Annotated in this window: 13 protein-coding genes; 6 read left to right on the forward strand and 7 right to left on the reverse strand. The window is 32.1% G+C overall.

Features of this window, described 5'->3' with window-relative positions:
* Positions 1 to 65: 65 nt before the first annotated feature.
* The gene (locus UCYN_RS00100) at positions 66 to 1,268 is read left to right on the forward strand and encodes a phosphoglycerate kinase (RefSeq protein WP_012953447.1); all 1,203 of its coding nucleotides are present in this window, start codon (positions 66 to 68) and stop codon (positions 1,266 to 1,268) included.
* Positions 1,269 to 1,407: 139 nt separating this feature from the next.
* Here the strand turns inward: UCYN_RS00100 and leuS are convergent, their stop codons facing one another.
* On the reverse strand, positions 1,408 to 4,014 hold the full coding sequence (gene leuS / locus UCYN_RS00105) for a leucine--tRNA ligase (RefSeq protein ID WP_012953448.1): 2,607 nt from the start codon (positions 4,012 to 4,014) through the stop codon (positions 1,408 to 1,410).
* A gap of 302 nt (positions 4,015 to 4,316) precedes the next feature.
* Between leuS and UCYN_RS00110 the strand changes: the two genes are divergently transcribed.
* Positions 4,317 to 7,217, forward strand: a complete 2,901-nt coding sequence (locus UCYN_RS00110) for a DEAD/DEAH box helicase (RefSeq protein ID WP_012953449.1) — start codon at positions 4,317 to 4,319, stop codon at positions 7,215 to 7,217.
* 27 nt (positions 7,218 to 7,244) lie between these two features.
* Here the strand turns inward: UCYN_RS00110 and uvrC are convergent, their stop codons facing one another.
* Positions 7,245 to 9,125, reverse strand: a complete 1,881-nt coding sequence (gene uvrC / locus UCYN_RS00115) for an excinuclease ABC subunit UvrC (RefSeq protein WP_041487792.1) — start codon at positions 9,123 to 9,125, stop codon at positions 7,245 to 7,247.
* 379 nt (positions 9,126 to 9,504) lie between these two features.
* Here uvrC and UCYN_RS00120 point away from each other — a divergent pair, with 379 nt between their 5' ends.
* Positions 9,505 to 10,851 carry a Mur ligase family protein gene (locus UCYN_RS00120; RefSeq protein WP_041487696.1) on the forward strand — a complete coding sequence of 449 codons (1,347 nt, stop codon included), beginning with the start codon at positions 9,505 to 9,507 and terminating at the stop codon, positions 10,849 to 10,851.
* A gap of 185 nt (positions 10,852 to 11,036) precedes the next feature.
* Complete coding sequence (locus UCYN_RS00125; RefSeq protein ID WP_012953452.1) at positions 11,037 to 11,540, forward strand: HNH endonuclease; 504 nt, start codon at positions 11,037 to 11,039, stop codon at positions 11,538 to 11,540.
* Positions 11,541 to 12,167: 627 nt separating this feature from the next.
* Here UCYN_RS00125 and UCYN_RS00130 read toward each other — a convergent pair.
* The 3 genes from UCYN_RS00130 to UCYN_RS00140 all read right to left on the reverse strand — a co-directional run bounded on the left by UCYN_RS00130 (position 12,168) and on the right by UCYN_RS00140 (position 16,133).
* Complete coding sequence (locus tag UCYN_RS00130; protein ID WP_041487697.1) at positions 12,168 to 13,967, reverse strand: ribonuclease J; 1,800 nt, start codon at positions 13,965 to 13,967, stop codon at positions 12,168 to 12,170.
* A 169-nt stretch (positions 13,968 to 14,136) separates the two neighbouring features.
* Positions 14,137 to 15,036: a 4-hydroxy-tetrahydrodipicolinate synthase gene (gene dapA, locus UCYN_RS00135; protein ID WP_012953454.1), complete on the reverse strand. Its 900-nt coding sequence runs from the start codon at positions 15,034 to 15,036 to the stop codon at positions 14,137 to 14,139.
* A gap of 83 nt (positions 15,037 to 15,119) precedes the next feature.
* On the reverse strand, positions 15,120 to 16,133 hold the full coding sequence (locus UCYN_RS00140) for an aspartate-semialdehyde dehydrogenase (RefSeq protein ID WP_012953455.1): 1,014 nt from the start codon (positions 16,131 to 16,133) through the stop codon (positions 15,120 to 15,122).
* Between the two features lie 557 nt (positions 16,134 to 16,690).
* Between UCYN_RS00140 and efp the strand changes: the two genes are divergently transcribed.
* Positions 16,691 to 17,251, forward strand: a complete 561-nt coding sequence (efp, locus tag UCYN_RS00145; protein WP_012953456.1) for an elongation factor P — start codon at positions 16,691 to 16,693, stop codon at positions 17,249 to 17,251.
* An 88-nt stretch (positions 17,252 to 17,339) separates the two neighbouring features.
* Complete coding sequence (gene accB / locus UCYN_RS00150) at positions 17,340 to 17,807, forward strand: acetyl-CoA carboxylase biotin carboxyl carrier protein (protein WP_041487698.1); 468 nt, start codon at positions 17,340 to 17,342, stop codon at positions 17,805 to 17,807.
* Between the two features lie 71 nt (positions 17,808 to 17,878).
* Here the strand turns inward: accB and UCYN_RS00155 are convergent, their stop codons facing one another.
* A complete protein-coding gene (locus tag UCYN_RS00155; RefSeq protein ID WP_012953458.1) occupies positions 17,879 to 19,054 on the reverse strand; it encodes an ABC transporter ATP-binding protein in 1,176 nt (391 codons plus the stop codon).
* A 191-nt stretch (positions 19,055 to 19,245) separates the two neighbouring features.
* Positions 19,246 to 21,210, reverse strand: coding sequence for a ribonuclease E (gene rne, locus UCYN_RS00160; RefSeq protein ID WP_012953459.1), 1,965 nt, complete (start codon positions 21,208 to 21,210; stop codon positions 19,246 to 19,248).
* Positions 21,211 to 21,244 lie beyond the last annotated feature (34 nt).

Below are 21,244 nucleotides of genomic sequence, written 5' to 3' on the forward strand. Positions count from 1 at the left end.
TTTGTAAAAAATGAATTTTCTTGTTTTTTACGGTATTATCTAATTTTTATTCAAAAAATTTTCTAATGTCCAAAAAAACTTTGGCATGTTTATCAGAACAAGAAATTACTGGAAAGCGAGTACTCGTAAGAACTGATTTTAATGTTCCTATGAAGAATCAGCAAATTGTAGACGATACTCGAATTCGTGCAGTTTTACCTACTATTAAAAAACTTATTTCTCAAAAGGCAAAAATTATTCTTTGTAGCCATATGGGACGTCCTCAAGGAAAAGTAATTAATTCCATGAGTTTAGCTCCTGTCGCAATCCATTTATCTAGCTTGTTAAAGCAAGAAATAATAATGTGTGATGATTGCATTGGCGATTCTGTAAAAAAAATTATTGATAGTTTAAAGAATGGAGAAGTTGCGTTATTAGAAAATCTTCGTTTTCACAAAGAAGAAGAAGCTAATAATTTTGAATTTGCGAAACAACTAGCTAGCTATGCAGATATATATGTTAATGACGCTTTCGGTTCTGTTCATAGATCTCATGCTTCTATAGAAGGAATAACACATCATCTCAATTGTAATGTTGCAGGGTTTTTAATAGAAAAAGAACTTAAATATCTCAATGATTATATTAATAATCCTAAACGTCCTTTAGCCGCTATCATTGGAGGTTCTAAAGTCTCTAATAAAATAGATGTTATTGAAGCCTTACTTGATAAATGCGACAAATTACTTTTAGGAGGAGGAATGATATTTACATTCTACAAAGCTAGAGGACTCGAAATAGGTAAATCTTTAGTTGAAGACGAGAAGTTAGATTTAGCAAGATTTTTAGAGATAAAAGCTAAAGAAAAAGGCGTAGAATTGATAATACCAACTGATATAGTTATGGCAGAAAGCTTTTCTCCAGATGCTAATGCTGAAAACATAAGTGCTAATGATATTAAAAATAATTGGATGGGATTAGATATTGGTAACAAGTCTATTGAAACTTTTAAAGAAACTTTAAAAGATTGCAAGACTATAATTTGGAATGGTCCTATGGGAGTATGTGAATTTGAGAAATTTTCTATTGGAACCCAAGAAATCGCCAAAACTTTAGTTGAATTAACGGAGAAGGGTGCTATTACTATTATTGGAGGTGGTGACTCTGTAGCTGCAATAAATAAAATAGGAGTTGTTGATAAGGTAAGTCATGTATCTACAGGAGGAGGTGCTAGCTTAGCATTGTTAAAAGATAAAACATTACCTGGTATTGCTGCTCTTGATGATATGTAGGACCATAAGCTTAACTAAATATATCAAGATCAACCTAATCAAGATATATAAGGATAGTCTTAAATATTATCCAGAGAATTATTAACATGAATAAAAAGTGCAAGTACTGGTAAAGGGTAAGCTAGTATTTCCATGATAATTAATTATTATTAATTAATACAAAGTTAACTAGTTTTTGAGGAACTACAATAGTTTTTTTAATTTCTTTTTTGTTTAGCAAACGTTTGCCAATTTCCGAATTACGAGCTAACTTCTCCAATTCTTCATTACTACTATTTGCTGGAGCTTGAATAGTTCCTTTTGTTTTTCCCATAGCTTGAATTACTATAGTAACTTCATCTAAAACTAAGGCTTGATTATCAACTGATGGCCATTTCTGTAGATGTATTGATTCTTTATATCCTAGGCTATGCCATAATTCTTCAGAAATATGAGGGGCAAAGGGTGATAACAAAGTCAAAAGAGCTACTATACCCTCTTGGTATACTGAAGAATTGATATCTTTAAAATCATTAAGTACATTACTTAATTTCATTAATTCTGCAATTGCTGTATTGAATTGATAATTTTCTTCCAAGTCTTGAGATACTTCTTTGATAATGGTATGAATAGAACGCTTTAGATCTTTTTCATTTTTAGTTAATGTTTTACTTTGTGTCTTGTTGTTTTTATTTTGTATATATAAATGAACTAGACGCCATACTCGATTTAAGAAACGAAACTGTCCCTCAACATCTGAGCTACTCCACTCTAGATCTTTTTCCGGAGGTGCTTTAAATAATATAAACATTCTCGCAGTATCTGCTCCATATTTTTCCAAGACCTCTTGTGGATCTACTCCATTATATTTAGACTTAGACATTTTCTCATAAAAGGCTTCTAAATCATCTCCTGTAACGGGATCTGTTGGTTTTGCAGAATTCACTTGATCACAGGGAATATATTTTCCTGTTTTTAAATTTTTGTATGTTATTCCTTGAACCATTCCCTGTGTTAATAAATTTTTAAAGGGTTCATTTATATCTATCAATTTTTGATTCTTTAAAAACTTTGTTAAGAAACGAGAGTACAGAAGATGTAATATTGCGTGCTCAACTCCTCCTACATATTGATCGACTGGTGCCCAATATTTAGCTTTGTCAGGATTAAATATTTCTTGAGAATTTTTGGAGTCAGTATATCTTAAGTAATACCAGGATGAATCAATAAAAGTATCCATTGTATCTGTTTCACGTTTTGCCAGTTTGCCACAATTAGGGCAAGGAACATTAACCCATTCTTTTAAGCCTTCTAAAGGAGAACTTCCACGTCCAGTAAATTCAACATTTTTCGGCAATTCTAATGGCAATTGAGAATCAGGAATAGCCACAGTACCACAATCAGAGCAATGAATGATAGGAATGGGGCAACCCCAGTAACGTTGGCGAGAAATTAACCAATCTCTTATTCTGTACTGTACTTTAGCCTCTCCAATAGAATGTTTTTTTGCATACTCAATGACAGCAGCTTTTGCATCCTCTGAATACATTCCATTAAATTGTTCTGAATTAATGATAGTGCCTGATTCTATATAGGCTTCTTTCAAAGATAATTGAGTAGTTTCTCTTGAATTTGAATTTTTGGGAATGACAACAACTTTTACAGGAAGTTGTTGTTCTGTAGCAAATTTAAAATCACGATTATCATGGGCAGGAACTCCCATTACCGCGCCTGTTCCATAGTCAAGTAGAACATAACTTGCTATAAATACGGGTATTTCATCCCCACTAAAAGGATTGATTACTTCCGCTCCTATAAAAATTCCTTTTAGTGGTTTATCATCTGCTGTACGTTCAATCTCACTCTCATTAGCTACTTCTTGAGTGAATTTTCTTATCTTTTCTTTATGTTCAGGCTTAGCTATTGTCATTACCAAAGGATGATCTGGCGCTAAGACTAAGTAAGTTACACCATAGATAGTGTCTGGACGAGTAGTAAAAATAGATATGCTTTTTTTAGTATCTTTTACAGGAAACTGTATATGTGCCCCTAAAGATTTACCTATCCAGTTTTTTTGCATTAACTTTACACTATCAGGCCATCCTTTTAAAGTATTAAGATCATTTAATAAATATTCAGCATAATCAGTAATTTTTAAGAACCATTGGCATAAGAGTTTTTTTTCTACTTTAGCGCCTGAACGCCAAGAATAACCTTCAGTATCTACCTGCTCATTTGCTAGGACAGTTTGATCAACCGGATCCCAATTCACAGTTGCTTCTTTTTGATAAGCTAGACCAACTTTATAGAATTGTAAAAACAGCCATTGTGTCCACTTATAGTAACTAGGAGAACAAGTTGTTATTTCTCTTTCCCAATCAATAGATAAACCTAATGATTGGAGTTGTTGTCTCATCTTTGCAATATTTTTTTTTGTCCACTCTTCAGGAGAAATACCACGATCAATAGCTGCGTTTTCAGCTGGAAGCCCAAAAGCATCCCATCCCATAGGATGTAAAACAGAATATCCTTGCAATCGTTTGAAACGAGCGATCACGTCAGTAATTACATAATTACGCACATGTCCCATGTGTAAGTTACCAGAAGGATAAGGAAACATTGATAAGGCGTAGAATTTTTGTTTTTCACTGTTTTCTGGGGTTTTATCTAATCCTTGCCTCAGCCACTCTTGTTGCCACTTATTTTCAATTTCTGCTGTTTTATACTGGGATTCCACTATCGTTTCTCTATTATGAACATTTTTCATTGTCAATTATCTCTGATTTTTGGAATAATCTATAAAATTTTGAAATATCAATTTATCTATAGTGTGATTGTAAAAGTTCTAAGTCTATATAATAGTCTCATAGACATAGTTAATTATATTAATAATTAAAACTTATATAAGAAAATCTAATTATATATTAGAGTATATTACAAGTAAAAAATTCTTTAAAAAAGTCACTGATATTTATACTAGTAATTTTACAAGTTGTTTACAGTTTTTATATTGCAATATAATTGAATTTTGATCTTTAATGGATTAATGTTTAATTTTGAGTAAAACAATTGTTAGATTCTCTTCAACAAAATATCAAAACCCTATTTCCGTTTCAGTTAGATAAGTTTCAACAAGATTCTATTAACGCTTTAAATCAAGGTAAATCGCTTGTTGTATGTGCTCCCACTGGCTCAGGTAAGACACTAATTGGAGAATATGCTATTTATCGTGCATTAAATCTTAAACAAAGAGTTTTTTATACTACACCTCTTAAAGCTCTTTCTAATCAAAAGTTTAGAGATTTTAGGGAAAAATTTGCTATTCAAAACGAAAAAATTGATGAAAGTATGGTGGGATTAATCACAGGAGATACCGTACTTAATGCGAATGCTTCTATTGTCATTATGACTACTGAGATATTTCGTAATATGCTTTATGAAACTCTTATAGGCCAAGTTGGAACATCATTAGATAATGTTGCCACAGTAATTTTAGATGAGTGTCACTACATTAGTAATCGTAGTCGCGGAACCGTTTGGGAAGAATCTATTATTTATTGTCCACCAAATATCCAGTTGGTTGCTCTTTCCGCAACTATTGGTAATCCTGGAGAATTAACTGAATGGATTAACCAAGTACGAACATCTTTCCCAAATAGAAATTCTGAAAAAAATTTAATTAGTTTATGTGAATTAGTTAATTCAAACTTTCGTCCTGTCCCTCTCCGTTTTTATTTTAGCCAAAAAAATGGATTATTTCCTCTTTTGAATTCTCAAAAATCTGCTCTAAATGCACTTCTAAAATCTCAAGAGCCAAAAGATAAACTAAAACGTATTAAAAGAGAAGACTGCCCTGATCCTTTAACTGTCGTCAAACAACTTTATCAAAGAAAGTTATTACCATCTATTTATATTATTTTTAGTCGTCGTGAATGTGATAAGGCTGTTCAAAAATTGCATGATCTTAATCTTGTCTCACCTGAAGAAGCTCATGCATTGCAATATAATCTTCTCATCTTTTTTTTAGCAGATAGCCCAAATTTACAAGAAAATCTTTTAAGAATTACAGCTTCAAAAAACTTAGCACTACATAAAGTACTAAAAGATTTTTTAAAAAATTTTAATACTCATTCTCTACTATTTTCTTATCTGGCTAAGAATAAAGATGCTAAAAATTATTTATTTGATATTCTTGCTAGCTTATGCAACTTAGTTAGAGAAGATCACCTTGAACCTTTAACAAGAGGGATTGCAGCTCATCATGCAGGTATTTTACCAGCGTGGAAAGAATTAGTAGAACAGCTTTTTGAAGCAGGATTAGTCAAAGTAGTATTTGCCACTGCTACTCTGTCAGCAGGAATTAATATGCCTGCAAGAACAACAGTAATATCTGCCTTATCAAAACGCACTGATAATGGTCATAACATGTTAACTCCTTCTGAATTTTTACAAATTGCTGGTCGAGCTGGGCGCAGAGGAATGGATAAAGTAGGACATGTAATAATTAACCAAACAGTGTTTGAAGGGCCTTCAGAAGCTGCTTATCTCGCTACGGCAAAACCTGAATCTCTTAAAAGCTGTTTTACACCTTCTTATGGAATGGTACTAAATCTACTACAAAAGCATACAATTCAAGAAACAAAAAATCTTTTAGAAAAAAGTTTTGCTGAATATTTAGCTAAATTAAAATTTAAGCCAGAAGAGCAAGCGATTGCCTATTTAAATACGGAAATCAAAGAATTAGATATTAAGCTAAAAAATTTTAAAGAAGAAGATGTCTTAAAGTATGAGGCTTTAGATACTCTTTTAAAGAAAGAAAAAAGACTTTTAAAAAATTTATATGATCAAGATAAAAATCTATGTAAAAAAGAAGTTGCTACTCAAATAAAAAAAATAGGTCCCGGGAAACTGCTCTATCTCAAAAGTCAGCGACTAAATATTTCAAGCCCTTGCTTGTCAACTGTTACTTTAGTTTTGAACTTAGATCAAAATATTAATTTACTTTGCTTAGGAGAAAATAATTATTGGTATTTGGCTAAAAAAGAAGAAATTATAAGTATTTGTAAATTTTCTGTACCTGTTACTTTAGTTAATAAATTAAAACTACCTAACATAGAGCGTTTTACTTCTGGGAAAGGACCAAAAGAAGACTATGTTTGCAATGAGGTACATGAAGTAATGAATAAGTACAAGGCTAGTAAAATAACCTCGCAAGAGATAAACAAGCAACAAGATAAAATTTATGGTATTGAAAAATCTTTAAAAAGTATTTTTCCTTTTAACGAAGAAGATACTAAACAATTATTTAAATTCCATTATGAAAAATTAAAGTTAAACGAAAAGTTGGATTTTAAACAAATTAAAATTCAAAGATTACAGTCTAATCATTTATATTATTGGCAAGAATTTCTTAATTTGATAGAAGTTTTACAAGATCTTGGTGCTTTAGAAAATTATGTTCCTACGTTATTAGGTCAAGCTACTGCAGCTCTGAGAGGAGAAAATGAATTATGGCTAGGTATAGTATTTATGTCAGGAATATTAGATAATTTATGCTCTCATCATTTGGCAGCACTGGTTAGTGCAATAGTTACAGAAACCTTACGCCCTGATACTTGGACAAATTATTTACCATCTTCAGAGCTACTAAATATTGTTAGCAACTGCTCTAAAGATGAAATGAATATTAATAAAATTTATCATTTACTAAATAAAATACAAAAACGCTATCAAATAATAATTCCTATATATCTAGAGTTCAAATTCATTGGATTGGTAGAACAATGGGCTTTGGGTGAAGATTGGAAAAATTTATGTAAAAATACCAGCTTAGATGAGGGAGATTTAGTACGCTTATTAAGACGTACAATTGATTTATTATCTCAAATACCACAGATTCCAGGACTTTCTGATTCTTTAATCAGAAATGCAGAAAAAACAGTAATTCAATTAAAAAGATTTCCTGTTTAAATTTAAACGAAAATTTTTTTATATTGGTTAGGATATCTTATCCGGATGAAAATATTCATATATTTCTCTTGCTAGAGAATATCCTATCCCTGGGGCTTTTCGTAAACTTTCAACAGAAGCTTCCCTAATATAATCAACTGAATGAAAAAAAGAAAGAAGCTCTTTTTGCCTTTGAAATCCTAAACCAGGTATATCGTCTAGTTGAGATGAACGACTATACTTGAGACGTTGCTGACGATGATAATTGATAGCAAAACGGTGTGCTTCATCTCTGACTTTTCTTAATAGTTTTAAACCCGGTTGTTCTGAATTGGTAATTAAAGCGTTAGAATTTCCAGGCACAAATATTTCTTCGTTTTTTTTAGCCAAACTAATAACCTCTAATAAAGGAAAAAGTTTCATTTCTTTTAAAATTTTTACCACTGCAGAAAGTTGGCCTTTACCACCATCGATTAATACTAAGTTTGGATAATCATCTAGTTTTAATAAATCTTCTATTTTTAAATTACGGTAGGAGTTAAATCTTCTACCAATAACTTCTGCCAAACATGCAAAATCATCAGAATGACCTATGCCAATGGCAGTATTCTTGATTTTATAATGACGATAAGATTGTTGGGCTGGAATTCCATTAATAAATACAACTTGCGATGCAACAGCATTAGAACCTTGGATGTGAGAAATATCGTAGCCTTCTATCCTATAAGGAATATTTTTTAAATTTAATATCGTAGTCAAATCTTGTAAAGATGATAAGTTTTGCTCCATATCTTTTTGGGTTTTTTCTAGTTCATATGCTGCATTACGTTGAACTAGATTAATAATTTCAATTTTTTGCTGCTTTTTAGGAACAGTAACAGTAACTTTTTTACCTTTCTTATTTTTTAACCAGTCCGTAAAAACATCTACTTTAGGAAGCTCATATTGCACTACAACTTCATTTGGTATTTCTATCGGTTCTACTTGCCAATAATGTTCTTCCAAAACTCTTTGTAATATGCTGCCTAAAGTTCCAGAAATATTATCAGCAAAAAAGCCCAGGCGGCCTATTAAACGTCCCCCACGAATTTGAAATAATTGTATACAAGTACAGCTATTGTCAGATGCTAAGGCAATTACATCACGTGAAACTGTATCATTTGGTAAAACCACTTTTTGATTAATATTGAGTTCCTGAAGAGCTTCGATTCTATCTCTTATTTGTGCCGCCTGCTCAAATTTTAACTGTGTAGAATATAGCTTCATTTGAGTATCTAGTCTTTGTACTAATTCTTCAGTACGGCCTTGAAATATCATTGCTATTTTAGCAACAATCTTATGATATTGATTAGAAGTAATTAGTTTTTGGCAGACTCCAGGACAGCGACCAATATCATAGTTTAAACAAGGTCGATCCTTAAATAAAGGACGCTTTCTTTGGCGTAAAGGAAAAACACGTCTAACTAAACGCAGTGTTTCTCGTAATTTATGGGTATCAACATATGGTCCGTAATAGCGATCTTTTTTATTATCGAGTCGTCTTTTACGAGTAATAAATATTCTTGGATATTCTTCAGACCAAGTAATACAAACATAAGGATATTTTTTATCATCTTTTAAAAGTACATTAAAGTATGGTTGATATTGCTTAATTAAATTAGCTTCTAAAGCTAGTGCTTCTGCTTCATTATCAGTAACAATGAATTCAATATTATTAACTTGTTGAAGCATTAAGTTAATACGAGGGGTATGGTATTGACCTTCTTGGAAATAGGAGCGAACCCTTACCCTTAAGCGTTTTGACTTACCAATATAAAGAATATCTTCTTGTTTATCTAGCATTAGATAAACTCCAGGCTCTAATGGAAATTCTTTTAGTTTATTCTTTAAAGCATTGTTATTGAGCAATAATTGTTTATACTTTTGCATAACCAACATCTTAGTAATTAATATTTTCTAAGTATGAAAATATTAATTATTTATATCATTATTTAAGATTGGTATATCTGATATATTAATTTACACACTTATAATTACAATATTACCAAGAAATTAGTTGTTTAAGATAAAAATCAAATTTCTTAAAAAATAATTAAGTAGATTAATTCTTTGTTAAGACTTATTATTTTAGTAAGTCTTTTTATGTATTTTTTTAATGCAATATTAACGTAATTTACAAACTCTGAACTATGGACTTGCTTATATTAAGCATTTATTATGAAAATAATATGAGTTTGTTAATTTTTACTGTTTATCTTATTTCCGTTTTAGGTATTTTACCTACTATCATAATAGCATTACTTAAATAATGTATATGTTAGATAATATTCAATTAGTTTTATCAATAGGAGTTGCTAAAATAACAACTTCTATTGTCAGATTTCTAAAGTTAGGAGCTGCAAGTGTTCTCCCTGGAGCAATTTCTCGGTATTTTTATCCAAAAATTTTATCAAAATTATGTGAACAAGTTACTGAAGGAATTGTTATAGTTATTGGTACAAACGGTAAGACTACAACATCTCTTTTGTTGAGAACTATTTTAGAAAATCAGGGATGGAAAGTTACTCATAATCGAACTGGGGCTAACTTAGTTAATGGTTTAATAACAGCATTATTAGAAGATACTAACATAATAGGAAAGTTGACTACAGATTTCGCAATTTTAGAAGTAGACGAAAATATTATCGCTTTATTACTGAAAGAGTGTAAACCTAAAATAATTATCGGTTTAAATCTATTTAGAGACCAGTTAGATCGCTATGGAGAAGTAGATTCAATAAGCTTAGCTTGGCAAAAAGCAATTAGCCCTCTTCCGCATGAAACAACAATTATTTTAAATGCTGATGATCCAACGCTATCTTACTTAGGACAGCAATTATCTCAACAAACCTTTTATTTCGGTTTATCAGAGTCTGAACAATATTTGGAAGAGATTCCTCATGCAGCAGATTCAATATATTGCCCAAGTTGTGGTCATATCTTAAAGTACGAGGGATTTTATCTTTCTCACTTAGGAGATTTTTACTGCTCAAGGTGTAGCTTTAAAAAAAGTCAACTAGATCTTATTAGCAAAGATTGGCCACAAATATTAGTTGGCATACATAATAAATACAATACATTAGCTGCAGGACTGGCTTCTAGAAAACTTGGTGTTGAAATGCCTAAAATTTTTAGCACTGTAAAAACTTTCAAACCAGCTTTTGGCAGAGCAGAAGAATTAACTGTTAACGATAAAAAAATTTGTATTCTGTTGTCAAAAAATCCTGTAGGCATGAATGAAACTATAAAGATAGTAAATAATTCTAAAAAAGAAGGATGTTCCTCAACAACTTTATTAATCCTAAATGATAGAATACCTGACGGTATAGATGTTTCCTGGATTTGGGATGTAGATACAGAACTCTTGGTCAAATTAGGTGGCAATCTAATAGTAAGTGGTGATCGAAGTTATGATATGGCCTTACGTTTAAAATATAGTCAACAAAATTTAATAAGCTCAAACAGTATATTTAACTTAATTGTTGAAGAAAATTTAAACGAAGCTATAAAAATAGCTCTAAATCTAACCACAAAAACAGAAACTTTATATATAGTTCCTACTTATTCTGCCATGTTGGAAGTAAGAGAAATAATAATCGGACGTAAAATTTTATAAAACTTTATTACAAAGGATAGATTAGAGATCAAATAAGTCTATATATGTATTGATGAAGCAATATTATTAAATTTGTTATCATGGTCACAATATGGAAAATTTGAAACATGAAAAACTAAAATTTAAGTAAGAACAAAATTGTCTAGTTACGTTAATATCTTCTTTAGTTTGCTGAAAGTTATTTCATGATCTGTAACAAAGTTCTAGTATTAAATGCATCTTACGAGCCACTTAACATAACTAGTTGGCGAAGAGCAGTAGTTTTGTTAATTAAAGGGAAGGCAGAACAACTTGAAAATAACAAAACACTAATTTATTATCACTTCCCCCTTCCTTCTGTTATTCGTTTACGCCACTATGTTAGAGTTCCCTATAAAAGAATCCCCCTAACTCGCCGTAATATATTAGAGCGTGATTGTTATACATGTCAGTATTGTAATGCTCAAACAGAAAAATTGACACTAGACCATGTAATTCCTCGTTCTCGTGGGGGTGGAGATACTTGGGAAAATATTGTTACTGCTTGTGTTAAATGTAATATAAAAAAAGGTAACCGTACTCCTAAAGAAGCAAAAATGAATATAATAAATTCTTCGAAGAAGCCATATAGTAGTTTACAGTTTGAGATATTTAAACATACTAAAGCAAATTTTAATCGTGAGTGGCATAAATATATTATTGGTATCTGATATAGTTTAAATATATAAATAAGTTAATTGGTCAAATCTTTTACCCTAAGAATAAAATTCTTACTAAAAAAATTAGTTATATGTTATAGTAGTATTTCGTACGTAAGTGCAAAACATTATTAGTGTTTTGACTGACATATGGGGGCGTGGCGGAATGGTAGACGCTACGGACTTAAATAATTGAGCCTTGTTAAAGAGATTTAACAAGTGTAAGTTCTCAAATTCAGGGAATCCTAAGTCTTTGTTAATCTATGATTTAGATAAGGCAATCCTGAGCCAAGCTTATTCTTATAAAAGATTAGGAAGGTGCAGAGACTCGACGGGAACTACCCTGTATTAAATAAAGGGTAAAGAGAGAGTCCAATTCTTAAAGTCTAATTAGATAATAGCGAAAGCTATATAAGGGATGAAAATCCGTTGACCGCAAGGTCGTGAGAGTTCAAGTCTCTCCGCCCCCACTACTTTTCTAAAATCATATCTAAAATATATAACCATGGATTACTCAATCCATGGTTATATATTTTAGATATGATTTTAGTTGAAACAATATTACCTGCGAATTTCTAGGAAATTAGTCATGATAATCATTAGCTACAATTAAAGTTCAAAAGTCAAATATATCTTAAATCAAGATGCTGCGGAAGCTGTTGATCGGCGTCGACGATAAACTTTTGGATTAGCTTTAGATTTTGTCTCAGAAATGGCAGGAATATCAGAAGTGGTAGAAACAGAAGTATCTGAAATCTGTAAAACGAATATTACCAATGGTTCACTGCGTAACTCTCTTTTTATAAGCCTTTGCAAGGTGCTTTCTATTTCTTCTTTGACATAAGACCAATTAATTTTATTTTTATTATTAATTGCAACAAAATCTTCCCAGCGATTCTTTAAAATATTTTCAATTGCTCGTACGACAAGTTGTTGCAATACATTTTTTTCTACTTTAGTTACTACGCCACGAAGATCAACTTGCGGAGAATCTATCAACTCTCTATCTTCACCAATAGATGCTGAAACTATTATAACTCCGTCTTTAGCAAGTTGCTGACGATCTTGTAGTACATTTTCATGTACGACACCTGACTGATCAACTAGTTCAATACCAGAAGGTACCTTACCAGCAACATTAATACTATTATTAGATAATTCTATTACGTCTCCGTTTTTTACTATAATAATATTTTCTGAACTAATACCCATCTCATAAGCAGTTTGTGCATGTTTTACTAGCATTCGGTGCTCTCCATGAACTGGGACAAAAAACTTAGGACGAGTTAAGGCTAACATTAATTTGTGATCTTCTTGAGAACCATGACCAGAAACATGAATACCATGATGGCGTCCATAAATAACATTTGCTCCCTGCATCATTAAGCGATCAATAGTATTAACAACAGAAATAGTATTTCCTGGTATGGGATTAGCTGAAAAAACAATAGTATCCCCTTGACGCACTTTTATATGATTATGCTCACCTCGGGAAATACGTGTTAAAGCAGCTAATGGTTCACCTTGCGATCCAGTAGTCAAAATAAGAACTTGTTTGTCAGGTATATTACGTGCTGCCTTAAGCGGGATAAATAAATCTTCTGAACATGTTATGTAGCCTAATGTTCTTGCATGAGCAATAACATTTAACATAGAGCGTCCGATGACAACAACTTTTCGTTTATGTTTTTGAGCAAGTTGTAGGATTATATTAACTCGATGAACTGAAGAGGCAAAAGTAGTTACCATCAAGCGTCCTTCGGTTTGAGATATTATGCGGTCTAAATTTGGATAAACAGATCTTTCGGAGGCAGTACTTCCAGGAAGTTCAGCGTTAGTAGAATCACTTAATAAACAAAGTACTCCTTTTTCTCCATGCTCAGCGAGTTTTTGAAAATCAAAATATTCACCGTCAATAGGTGTATAGTCAACTTTAAAATCTCCAGTATGAATAATAACGCCTAAAGGTGTATGAATAGCTAAAGTAAAACTATCAGCTATTGAATGAGTATTACGAATAAATTCTACTAAGAAAGATGAACTAATTCTAGTCATTTCTCTTGGCTCAACTGTTTTTAGAGTAGTACGATCAGCAACTCCGGCTTCATGTAATTTATCTCTTAATAATGCAATAGCAAGTTTTGGGCCATAAATAATAGGAATATCAAATTGTTTCAAATGATATGCAATTCCACCTATATGATCTTCATGTCCATGAGTAGCTATCATCCCTTTGATTTTATGACGATTTTCTCTAAGATAAGTCATGTCGGGGAGAACAATATTTACCCCATGCATTTCATCAGTTGGAAAGGCAATACCTGCATCAATTAAGATTATTTCGTCTCCATATTCTAAAACGCATGTATTCTTGCCAATTTCATGGAGTCCTCCTAAAGGAATAATTTTTAATGTTGATTCTTTAGTAATTTGATTCATTTTCTCCTTGGTTATTTCTCCTTGGTTATCTAAAACGTATATTGATAAAATCAATACTGTAAAAATTTAAAATTTAAGTAAAAACTATAATTAAATAATATTTAATTTATTTTTTTAATGTCTATTAATAATTAATCATTTGCCTATTCTAAATTAACATTATTACTAATTATTTATTTTCAACTAACATTAACTCTTCTAGCACTAGTCTAATTTCTTCATTTAATGTTTGTGATATTTCTACTAAAGGAAGTCTAACTCCTCCTACAAACCATCCTTGCAAATTTAATGCTGCTTTAATCGGAATTGGATTAGTTGTACAAAATAAAACTTTAAATAACGGAAAAAGTTTTAAGTTTATTTCACTTGCTCGGCTTTCTTCGTTTTCGTTAAATGCTTGTATCATTTTTTGAATTTCTAACCCAACTAAGTGACTGGCAACGCTAATAACACCAACACCTCCGACCGTAAGGAAGGGTAAGGCTAAACAATCGTCTCCTGCATAAATTGAAAAAGAAAGGTCAGTCATCAAACGAGTTGTACAGACTTGCTCTAAATTATTAGAAGCTTCTTTAATACCAGTAATATTTTCAATCTCTGCTAATTTAGCAATAGTTTCTGGTAGTAAATTTCGGCCAGTACGTCCAGGTACATTATATAAAATAATAGGAAGATCACTAACAGATTGAGCAATTTTTTTAAAGTGTTGATACAATCCCTCTTGCGGGGGTTTGTTATAGTAAGGAACCACTTGTAAGGATCCATCTAATCCCATTTTAGAAATTTCTTTAGTCATTTCAATAGCATTGACTGTAGAATTTGATCCTGTACCAGCAATAACTTTTGCCTTGTCCCCTACAGTTTTTTTAACTACCTGGAATAACTTAGATTTTTCTGACCAGCTTAAAGTAGGTGACTCTCCAGTGGTGCCGCATACAACTAAGCTATCACTGCCGTTATTAACTAGATGAGTAGCCAATTGTTCTGCAATAGAATAATTAATATTTCCTTCTTTATCAAATGGAGTTACCATAGCGGTAATTACTTTGCCAAAACTTCGATCACTCATTCGTCTTGTTATAAATTATATTTCCTTCTGAAAGTGTATTGAGTGAATATTTTACTTAACCATTTAATGTCAGTCCTGTCAAGTTAATAATTTTTACTAATTAATAATTCAGCTATTTGAACTGCATTTAAAGCCGCTCCTTTAAGAATTTGATCACCACAAATCCACAATTCTAAACAACAAGGATGAGAAAAATCCTGGCGAATTCTTCCTACCAATACATTCTCATCATGAGAAGCGTTAATTGGCATAGGAAAATAATTTTTTTGCCAATCTTCAAGCAATTGAACCCCTGGAGTTTTAAGAAGAATTTCTCTTGCTTCCTCTACTGAGAATGGCTCATCAAATTCCAAGTTGATTGACTCAGAATGAGCTCTTAATATCGGTACTCTGACACAAGTTGCTGTTATTCTTAAATTTGGTTCGTTGAAAATTTTTTGAGTTTCGTTAATCATTTTGACCTCTTCTTCACAATATCCTATGTCGGTCATATTAGAGTTATGGAGAAAAAGATTAAAAGCTAATGGATAAGGTAAGATATCTGTTTCAGGTTCTTTGTTATTTAAAATATTTTTAAATTGTTGCTTCATTTCTTCCATTGCTTTCGTACCAGCTCCGCTAACAGCTTGGTAGGTAGATACAACTATTCTTCTGATAGGTCTAATTTTATGCAATGGATAAATAGTCATAGCCATAAGAATAGTTGTACAATTAGGGTTTGCAATAACTTGATTATGGCCAATTAAAGAGCTAGGATTAATCTCTGGTATTACTAAAGGAACGTCAGGATTTAATCGAAAAGCACTAGAGTTGTCTATCATCAAGGCTCCTGCCTTTCTAATGGTTTCTAACCAAGCTTTCGAAATGGAACTTCCAGCAGAAGCTAGCACTAAGTCAATATTATCAAAAGAGCTTTTGTTAACTTCTTCTACTTCTAACATCTCTCCCCTAAACATTAATTTACTTCCTATGGAACGATGAGAAGCTAAAAGCTTAAGATTATTTAAAGGAAAGTTTCGACTCTCCAAGAGCCTTAATATCTCAGTACCAACAGCTCCTGTTGCTCCTAATATAGCAATATTGATTGGCTTAGACAATTAACATTCCTCTCTACGTTATCGAGATGAAAATTATATCACTCTATAATAATTTTCAAAACTTATTTTTATTAATAATTAATATCTAATTTTTCTTAAGTAGCAGACGACACAATACGAAACAATAATCTAATTAGTTATTGATTGATAAAATTTATCCTAATTGATTAACTGGAATTAGTTCAAACAATTAAAAAAACAATACTCTGACTAATTCCCACCAATTTTCTGTGTCACGTCTTTTGATTAGGTTAAGCTAAAGTAAACTGTTTTAAAATTTATCGAGTTTCTAGTACTGTTAATTAAAAAAACCAAATATGAATATGATTGATTAATTTTTTATCTATATTTTTATTTTTACAGAATGTAAACGGCTTATCATATTCAATAACTATACATAACAATATTTTTTACTAAAATTACGAAAGGTGGTATAAACTATGATAGTAATGGGAAATCATAACAAGCGAGTATATGTAATATTTTATTGCTAGATATTAATTATTTCCCATTTCACTTTAAATTAACCTTAACTTTCTAAGCTCTAAAAACCTTTCATGATTTCTAGTAATGATTTTCGGAGCGGTGTCACTATTGAACTAGATGGATCAGTGTGGCGCGTCATTGAGTTTCTACATGTCAAGCCTGGTAAAGGCTCAGCCTTCGTTCGAACCAAGTTAAAAAATGCTCAAACAGGAAATGTAGTCGAGAAAACTTTTCGTGCAGGGGAAAGTGTTCGTCAAGCTAATCTTGAAAAACGTACTATGCAGCATACCTATAAAGATTCAGGACAATATGTCTTTATGGATATGGAAACTTTTGAAGAGGTCCAGTTAAGTCTTCAACAGATGGGAACAACTGTAAGTTACGTCAAAGAAGAAATGGAGGTTGATATTCTTTTCTGGGATGGAAAAGTATTAGAAGTTCAATTACCTACTTCTGTTATTTTGGAAATTACAGAGACTGATCCTGGCGTAAAAGGAGATACTGCTACAGGTGGTACAAAACCTGCCATTGTAGAAACTGGAGCACAAATAATGGTCCCTTTATTTATCTCTATTGGGGAGAGGATTAAGGTCGACACTCGTGATGGTTCTTATTTAGGACGGGAAACTTAAAATTAAAACTGGTTGTCTATTCTTAGATAACCAGTTTTAATACCTATTTAAACGTATTTTTACGAATAGTTATAGGATGGATAGGTCTGTGTCAATCAATTTTAACGAGCTTCGTGAATTATTAGGGTCAATAGCCCAAACCGATATTTCTGAGGTCACTTTAAAAACAGAAGCATTTGAATTAAAAGTGTGTAGAGAAGTAAAAACGACAACTTCTACTACATCAGCACCAATAGAGGTTGTTACTACGAATACTTCTATACCTCCAGCTAGTTCTGTTCAAACGACTTCAAGTTCTCCTTCTAAGTACGAACATTGGATCCCAATCACTTCACCTATGGTTGGTATATTTTACTGTGCTTCAGCTCCAGAAGAGCCTCCATTCGTAGAGATTGGAGATCATGTTAGTAAAACCCAAACAGTTTGCATCATCGAAGCGATGAAATTAATGAATGAAATTGAAGTAGAAATAGCAGGAGAAATTATGGAAATTCTTGTAAAGAATGGTGAACCTGTCGAATACGGACAAACTTTAATATGGGTAAATCCTAAATAAAAGAACTATAGAATATGATCTATTAAGTATTTTAAAAATAAAAAAAGTTTTGAGGATCAGTCTCTATTACCTTATTCATTAAGTCGATAACGTCTATGATAAGGCAATAGAGATTTTTCATTGGATTGATGTTTTATCCCATCCCAATAAAACCAATGAATATTATGATCGTAAAAGTTTAAGAGAATATCATTACCACTATTTAATTGTCCTTGATTTTTAATTAGTGCTCTAATTGTTAATTTTGATCCTTTAATTTGAACACTAATTAAACTTTCTTTCCCCAATTCTTCGACTAATTTAATCTTTCCACTAATTTTAAGACATTTATTTAATGAATTAGATTGATAAATATCTTCAGGGCGAATACCTAGCACAACATGCTTGGGCCATTTATTCTTACCGTTTATTTCCCATATATATTGAGAATCAAGATAACTCAAAGGAATTAAAAAGTCGCCTAAGACTGCATTACTTCCTTCGCAAGATAACTCCAGTAAATTCATTTGAGGGCTTCCAACAAAGCCTGCTACAAATTGATTGGCTGGACGCTGATAAATTTCTCTAGGAGAAGCTAATTGTTGAACTTCGCCACCGAATAACACTGCAACTTTGTCTGATAATGTCATAGCTTCGGTCTGATCATGAGTAACATATACAACAGGTTTGTTTTGTTCTATAAATATTTGCTTAAGCTCAGCTCTTACTTGTTCCCTTAGAAGTGCATCCAAATTGCTCAAGGGCTCATCAAGTAAAAAAATGTCCGGGTTTCTAACTAGTGCACGAGCTAATGCAATTCTTTGTCTTTGTCCTCCTGAAAGCTTGCCTGGTTTCTCTGTTAAACAATCTTTCCCCTCTTGTAACTTTAATTGTTTAGCTGCCTTTTGAATACGTCTCTCAATCTCTTCTTCTGATAACTTACGAATTTTTAAAGCAGTAGCAATATTTTCCCTCGCTGTCATATGAGGATAGAGTGCATAACTTTGAAATACCATCGCTATATTACGGTCACCAGCTGAAATATTAGTGACATTTTTTTCTCCAATAAATATTTCTCCTTGTGTTGGTGTTTCTAGTCCTGCAATTAGTCTTAAAAGAGTTGACTTTCCGCAGCCAGAAGGTCCCAATAATGTTAAAAATTCCCCATCTCTTACTTCTATATCTGTTATTCCATTAACGACTATAAGGATTTTTCCTTTATTAATTTCATATTCTTTTCTTAAATTTTTTAATCTTAGCTTCGCCATTATTTTTTTATAAAAGTCTAATTTTAAAAAGTTATATTTTTATTTATTTCCATTAAATCTAACAATTAAGTTAAAAAGCTTTAAAAAATCCATAATACGTTAAAGACGTTATCTGAAAATAGTATAGTTTCTAATTGTTATAAATATTTTTCAAATATTTAAATAAAAACAAAATCTTAAAGACTCAACTTCTAATAATCAAGATTTTCTATATCTTTTGCAGATGAACGACGACGGCGTCGACGAATTAAAGGTTTATTCCCATCAGCTTGCAGTGTATCAATATCATCAGCAAATGATTCCATCATAAGGAAATTACTTTCCTCTGATAAATCAATAGTCATTTGATCTTCTAAAACTGTTTCTGATAGTTTCGTACTTTTATCTAAAGATTTAAGAATAGTTTTATGTGATTTTAAACTTGATTTTACTTTAGGTTCTTCAGGTAACTTTACTGTAACTAGAACAGATTTAGGATCTTTGAATTTACGATCAAGACGAACTAATGGAGAAATTCCCATTAATGCATAAATATCTTGTTCAAGAGAGGTCATTTCTACAGAAACTTTTTCTATAGGGCTTTCTTCTCTTACTAAATGACGTGGCAGGCGTTCTCTTCGAGACTCTACTATTTGTTCGTTATCATCTTCTATCTCTTTATTACTTAAATTATTAGCTATTTTTGTGGGAGCTTCTTCTTTTATAACTAAATTAGGAGATTGACGTCGTCGTCGACGACGACTATTCGTAGCAGTATTATTTTGCTCTTGATAACTAGGATGGAATAAAAGTTCTAGTTCACTACTATTATCCTCTTCAAAGGACGATTCCCAAGTTTGTTCACTAGATGATTCAGAAGATTTATTAGAAAAAGCTTGAGGAATAGAACTTGAAGCTAATTCAAGTGGAACAAGTTGTGATTCTCCTGGCAAAAATGCTAGATGTCCTAGACCTCCACAATTAGAACAAGGTTGTCCAAATAATTCATAAACATTTTTACCTTGTCGTTTACGTGTTAGTTCAACTAACCCCAACTCAGACAATTGAGCAATTTGCGGTCTTGCTTTGTCTTCCTTTAATGCTTTATTAAAATGTTCAAGTAACTTTAACTGATCACGACGTGAGTCCATATCAATAAAATCTACAATAATTACTCCTCCAATATTACGTAAACGTAATTGACGAGCAATCTCAGTGGCAGCTTCACTATTAGTCCATAGAACTGTTTCTCTAGAAGTTGCTGAACGAGTAAAAGAACCTGAGTTAACATCAACAACTGTGAGTGCTTCAGTCGGTTCGATAATAATATAACCACCAGAAGGCAAATCTACTCTTGGCTTTAATGCCTCTCTAATTGCAGCATTAACGCGAAAATAATCTAAAATTGGCATCGACTCTTGATGATGATCAATCAAGACTCCTTCAGGTGGCCTTCCTCCGCTCCAATTCATTAAATGATGCTTAACTCTTTTGACCCCTGAAGTACTATCTACTACAATTCTATTAACATCAGCACTATAGATGTCTCTTAATACTCTCTGGATAAAATCATCGTCACGATTAAGTAATGAGGGAGCACGAGTGGCAGTAGCTTGAATTTGAACAGTTTCCCATTGTTTCTGTAAAAATTCTAAATCTTCCATAATTGCTTCTTCAGCCTGATCCTCTGCTTCAGTTCGAACTAGTAAACCCATACCAGCAGGTTTAATTAAAATAGCTAAAGCACGCAAACGACTACGTTCATTATCATTGCCAATACGTCGAGATAGGTTGACACCTTTTCCATTAGGCATAAGAACTAAAAATCGACCGGGAAGGCTTACATTTCCGGTGAGTCTGGGCCCTTTATTCCCAGTAGGCTCTTTCATGACCTGAACTAAAACTTTCTGCTGTGGTGTTAGCAAATCTATGATTCTACCGGCACTCCGCTTTAAACGTAAAGGCCCTAAATCAGTTACATGTATAAAACCATTACGTTCTGCATCTCCGATGTTAACAAATGCAGCATCAATACCTGGAATGACATTCTCAACCACTCCTAAAAAAATATCGCTTACTTGCTGATTGCCAGTGGCAACTACCAATTCTTGTATTTGATCTTCCCAAAATACAGCAGCAATATGATGTTGTTCTGTAATAATAATTTGCTTAGGCATTCAATTCCCTCAAACTCGTATAAGAGATAATGAT

Source organism: Candidatus Atelocyanobacterium thalassa isolate ALOHA (genome assembly GCF_000025125.1).
In the GTDB taxonomy this organism is placed as follows: domain Bacteria; phylum Cyanobacteriota; class Cyanobacteriia; order Cyanobacteriales; family Microcystaceae; genus Atelocyanobacterium; species Atelocyanobacterium thalassae.

Coding starts and splice junctions, on each gene's coding strand:
- UCYN_RS00100 (WP_012953447.1), top strand. CDS start 66: ATGTCCAAAAAAACTTTGGCATGTTTATCAGAACAAGAAATTACTGGA.
- leuS (WP_012953448.1), bottom strand. CDS start 4,014: ATGAAAAATGTTCATAATAGAGAAACGATAGTGGAATCCCAGTATAAA.
- uvrC (WP_041487792.1), bottom strand. CDS start 9,125: ATGCAAAAGTATAAACAATTATTGCTCAATAACAATGCTTTAAAGAAT.
- UCYN_RS00120 (WP_041487696.1), top strand. CDS start 9,505: ATGTATATGTTAGATAATATTCAATTAGTTTTATCAATAGGAGTTGCT.
- UCYN_RS00125 (WP_012953452.1), top strand. CDS start 11,037: ATGATCTGTAACAAAGTTCTAGTATTAAATGCATCTTACGAGCCACTT.
- UCYN_RS00130 (WP_041487697.1), bottom strand. CDS start 13,967: ATGAATCAAATTACTAAAGAATCAACATTAAAAATTATTCCTTTAGGA.
- dapA (WP_012953454.1), bottom strand. CDS start 15,036: ATGAGTGATCGAAGTTTTGGCAAAGTAATTACCGCTATGGTAACTCCA.
- efp (WP_012953456.1), top strand. CDS start 16,691: ATGATTTCTAGTAATGATTTTCGGAGCGGTGTCACTATTGAACTAGAT.
- UCYN_RS00155 (WP_012953458.1), bottom strand. CDS start 19,054: ATGGCGAAGCTAAGATTAAAAAATTTAAGAAAAGAATATGAAATTAAT.
- rne (WP_012953459.1), bottom strand. CDS start 21,210: ATGCCTAAGCAAATTATTATTACAGAACAACATCATATTGCTGCTGTA.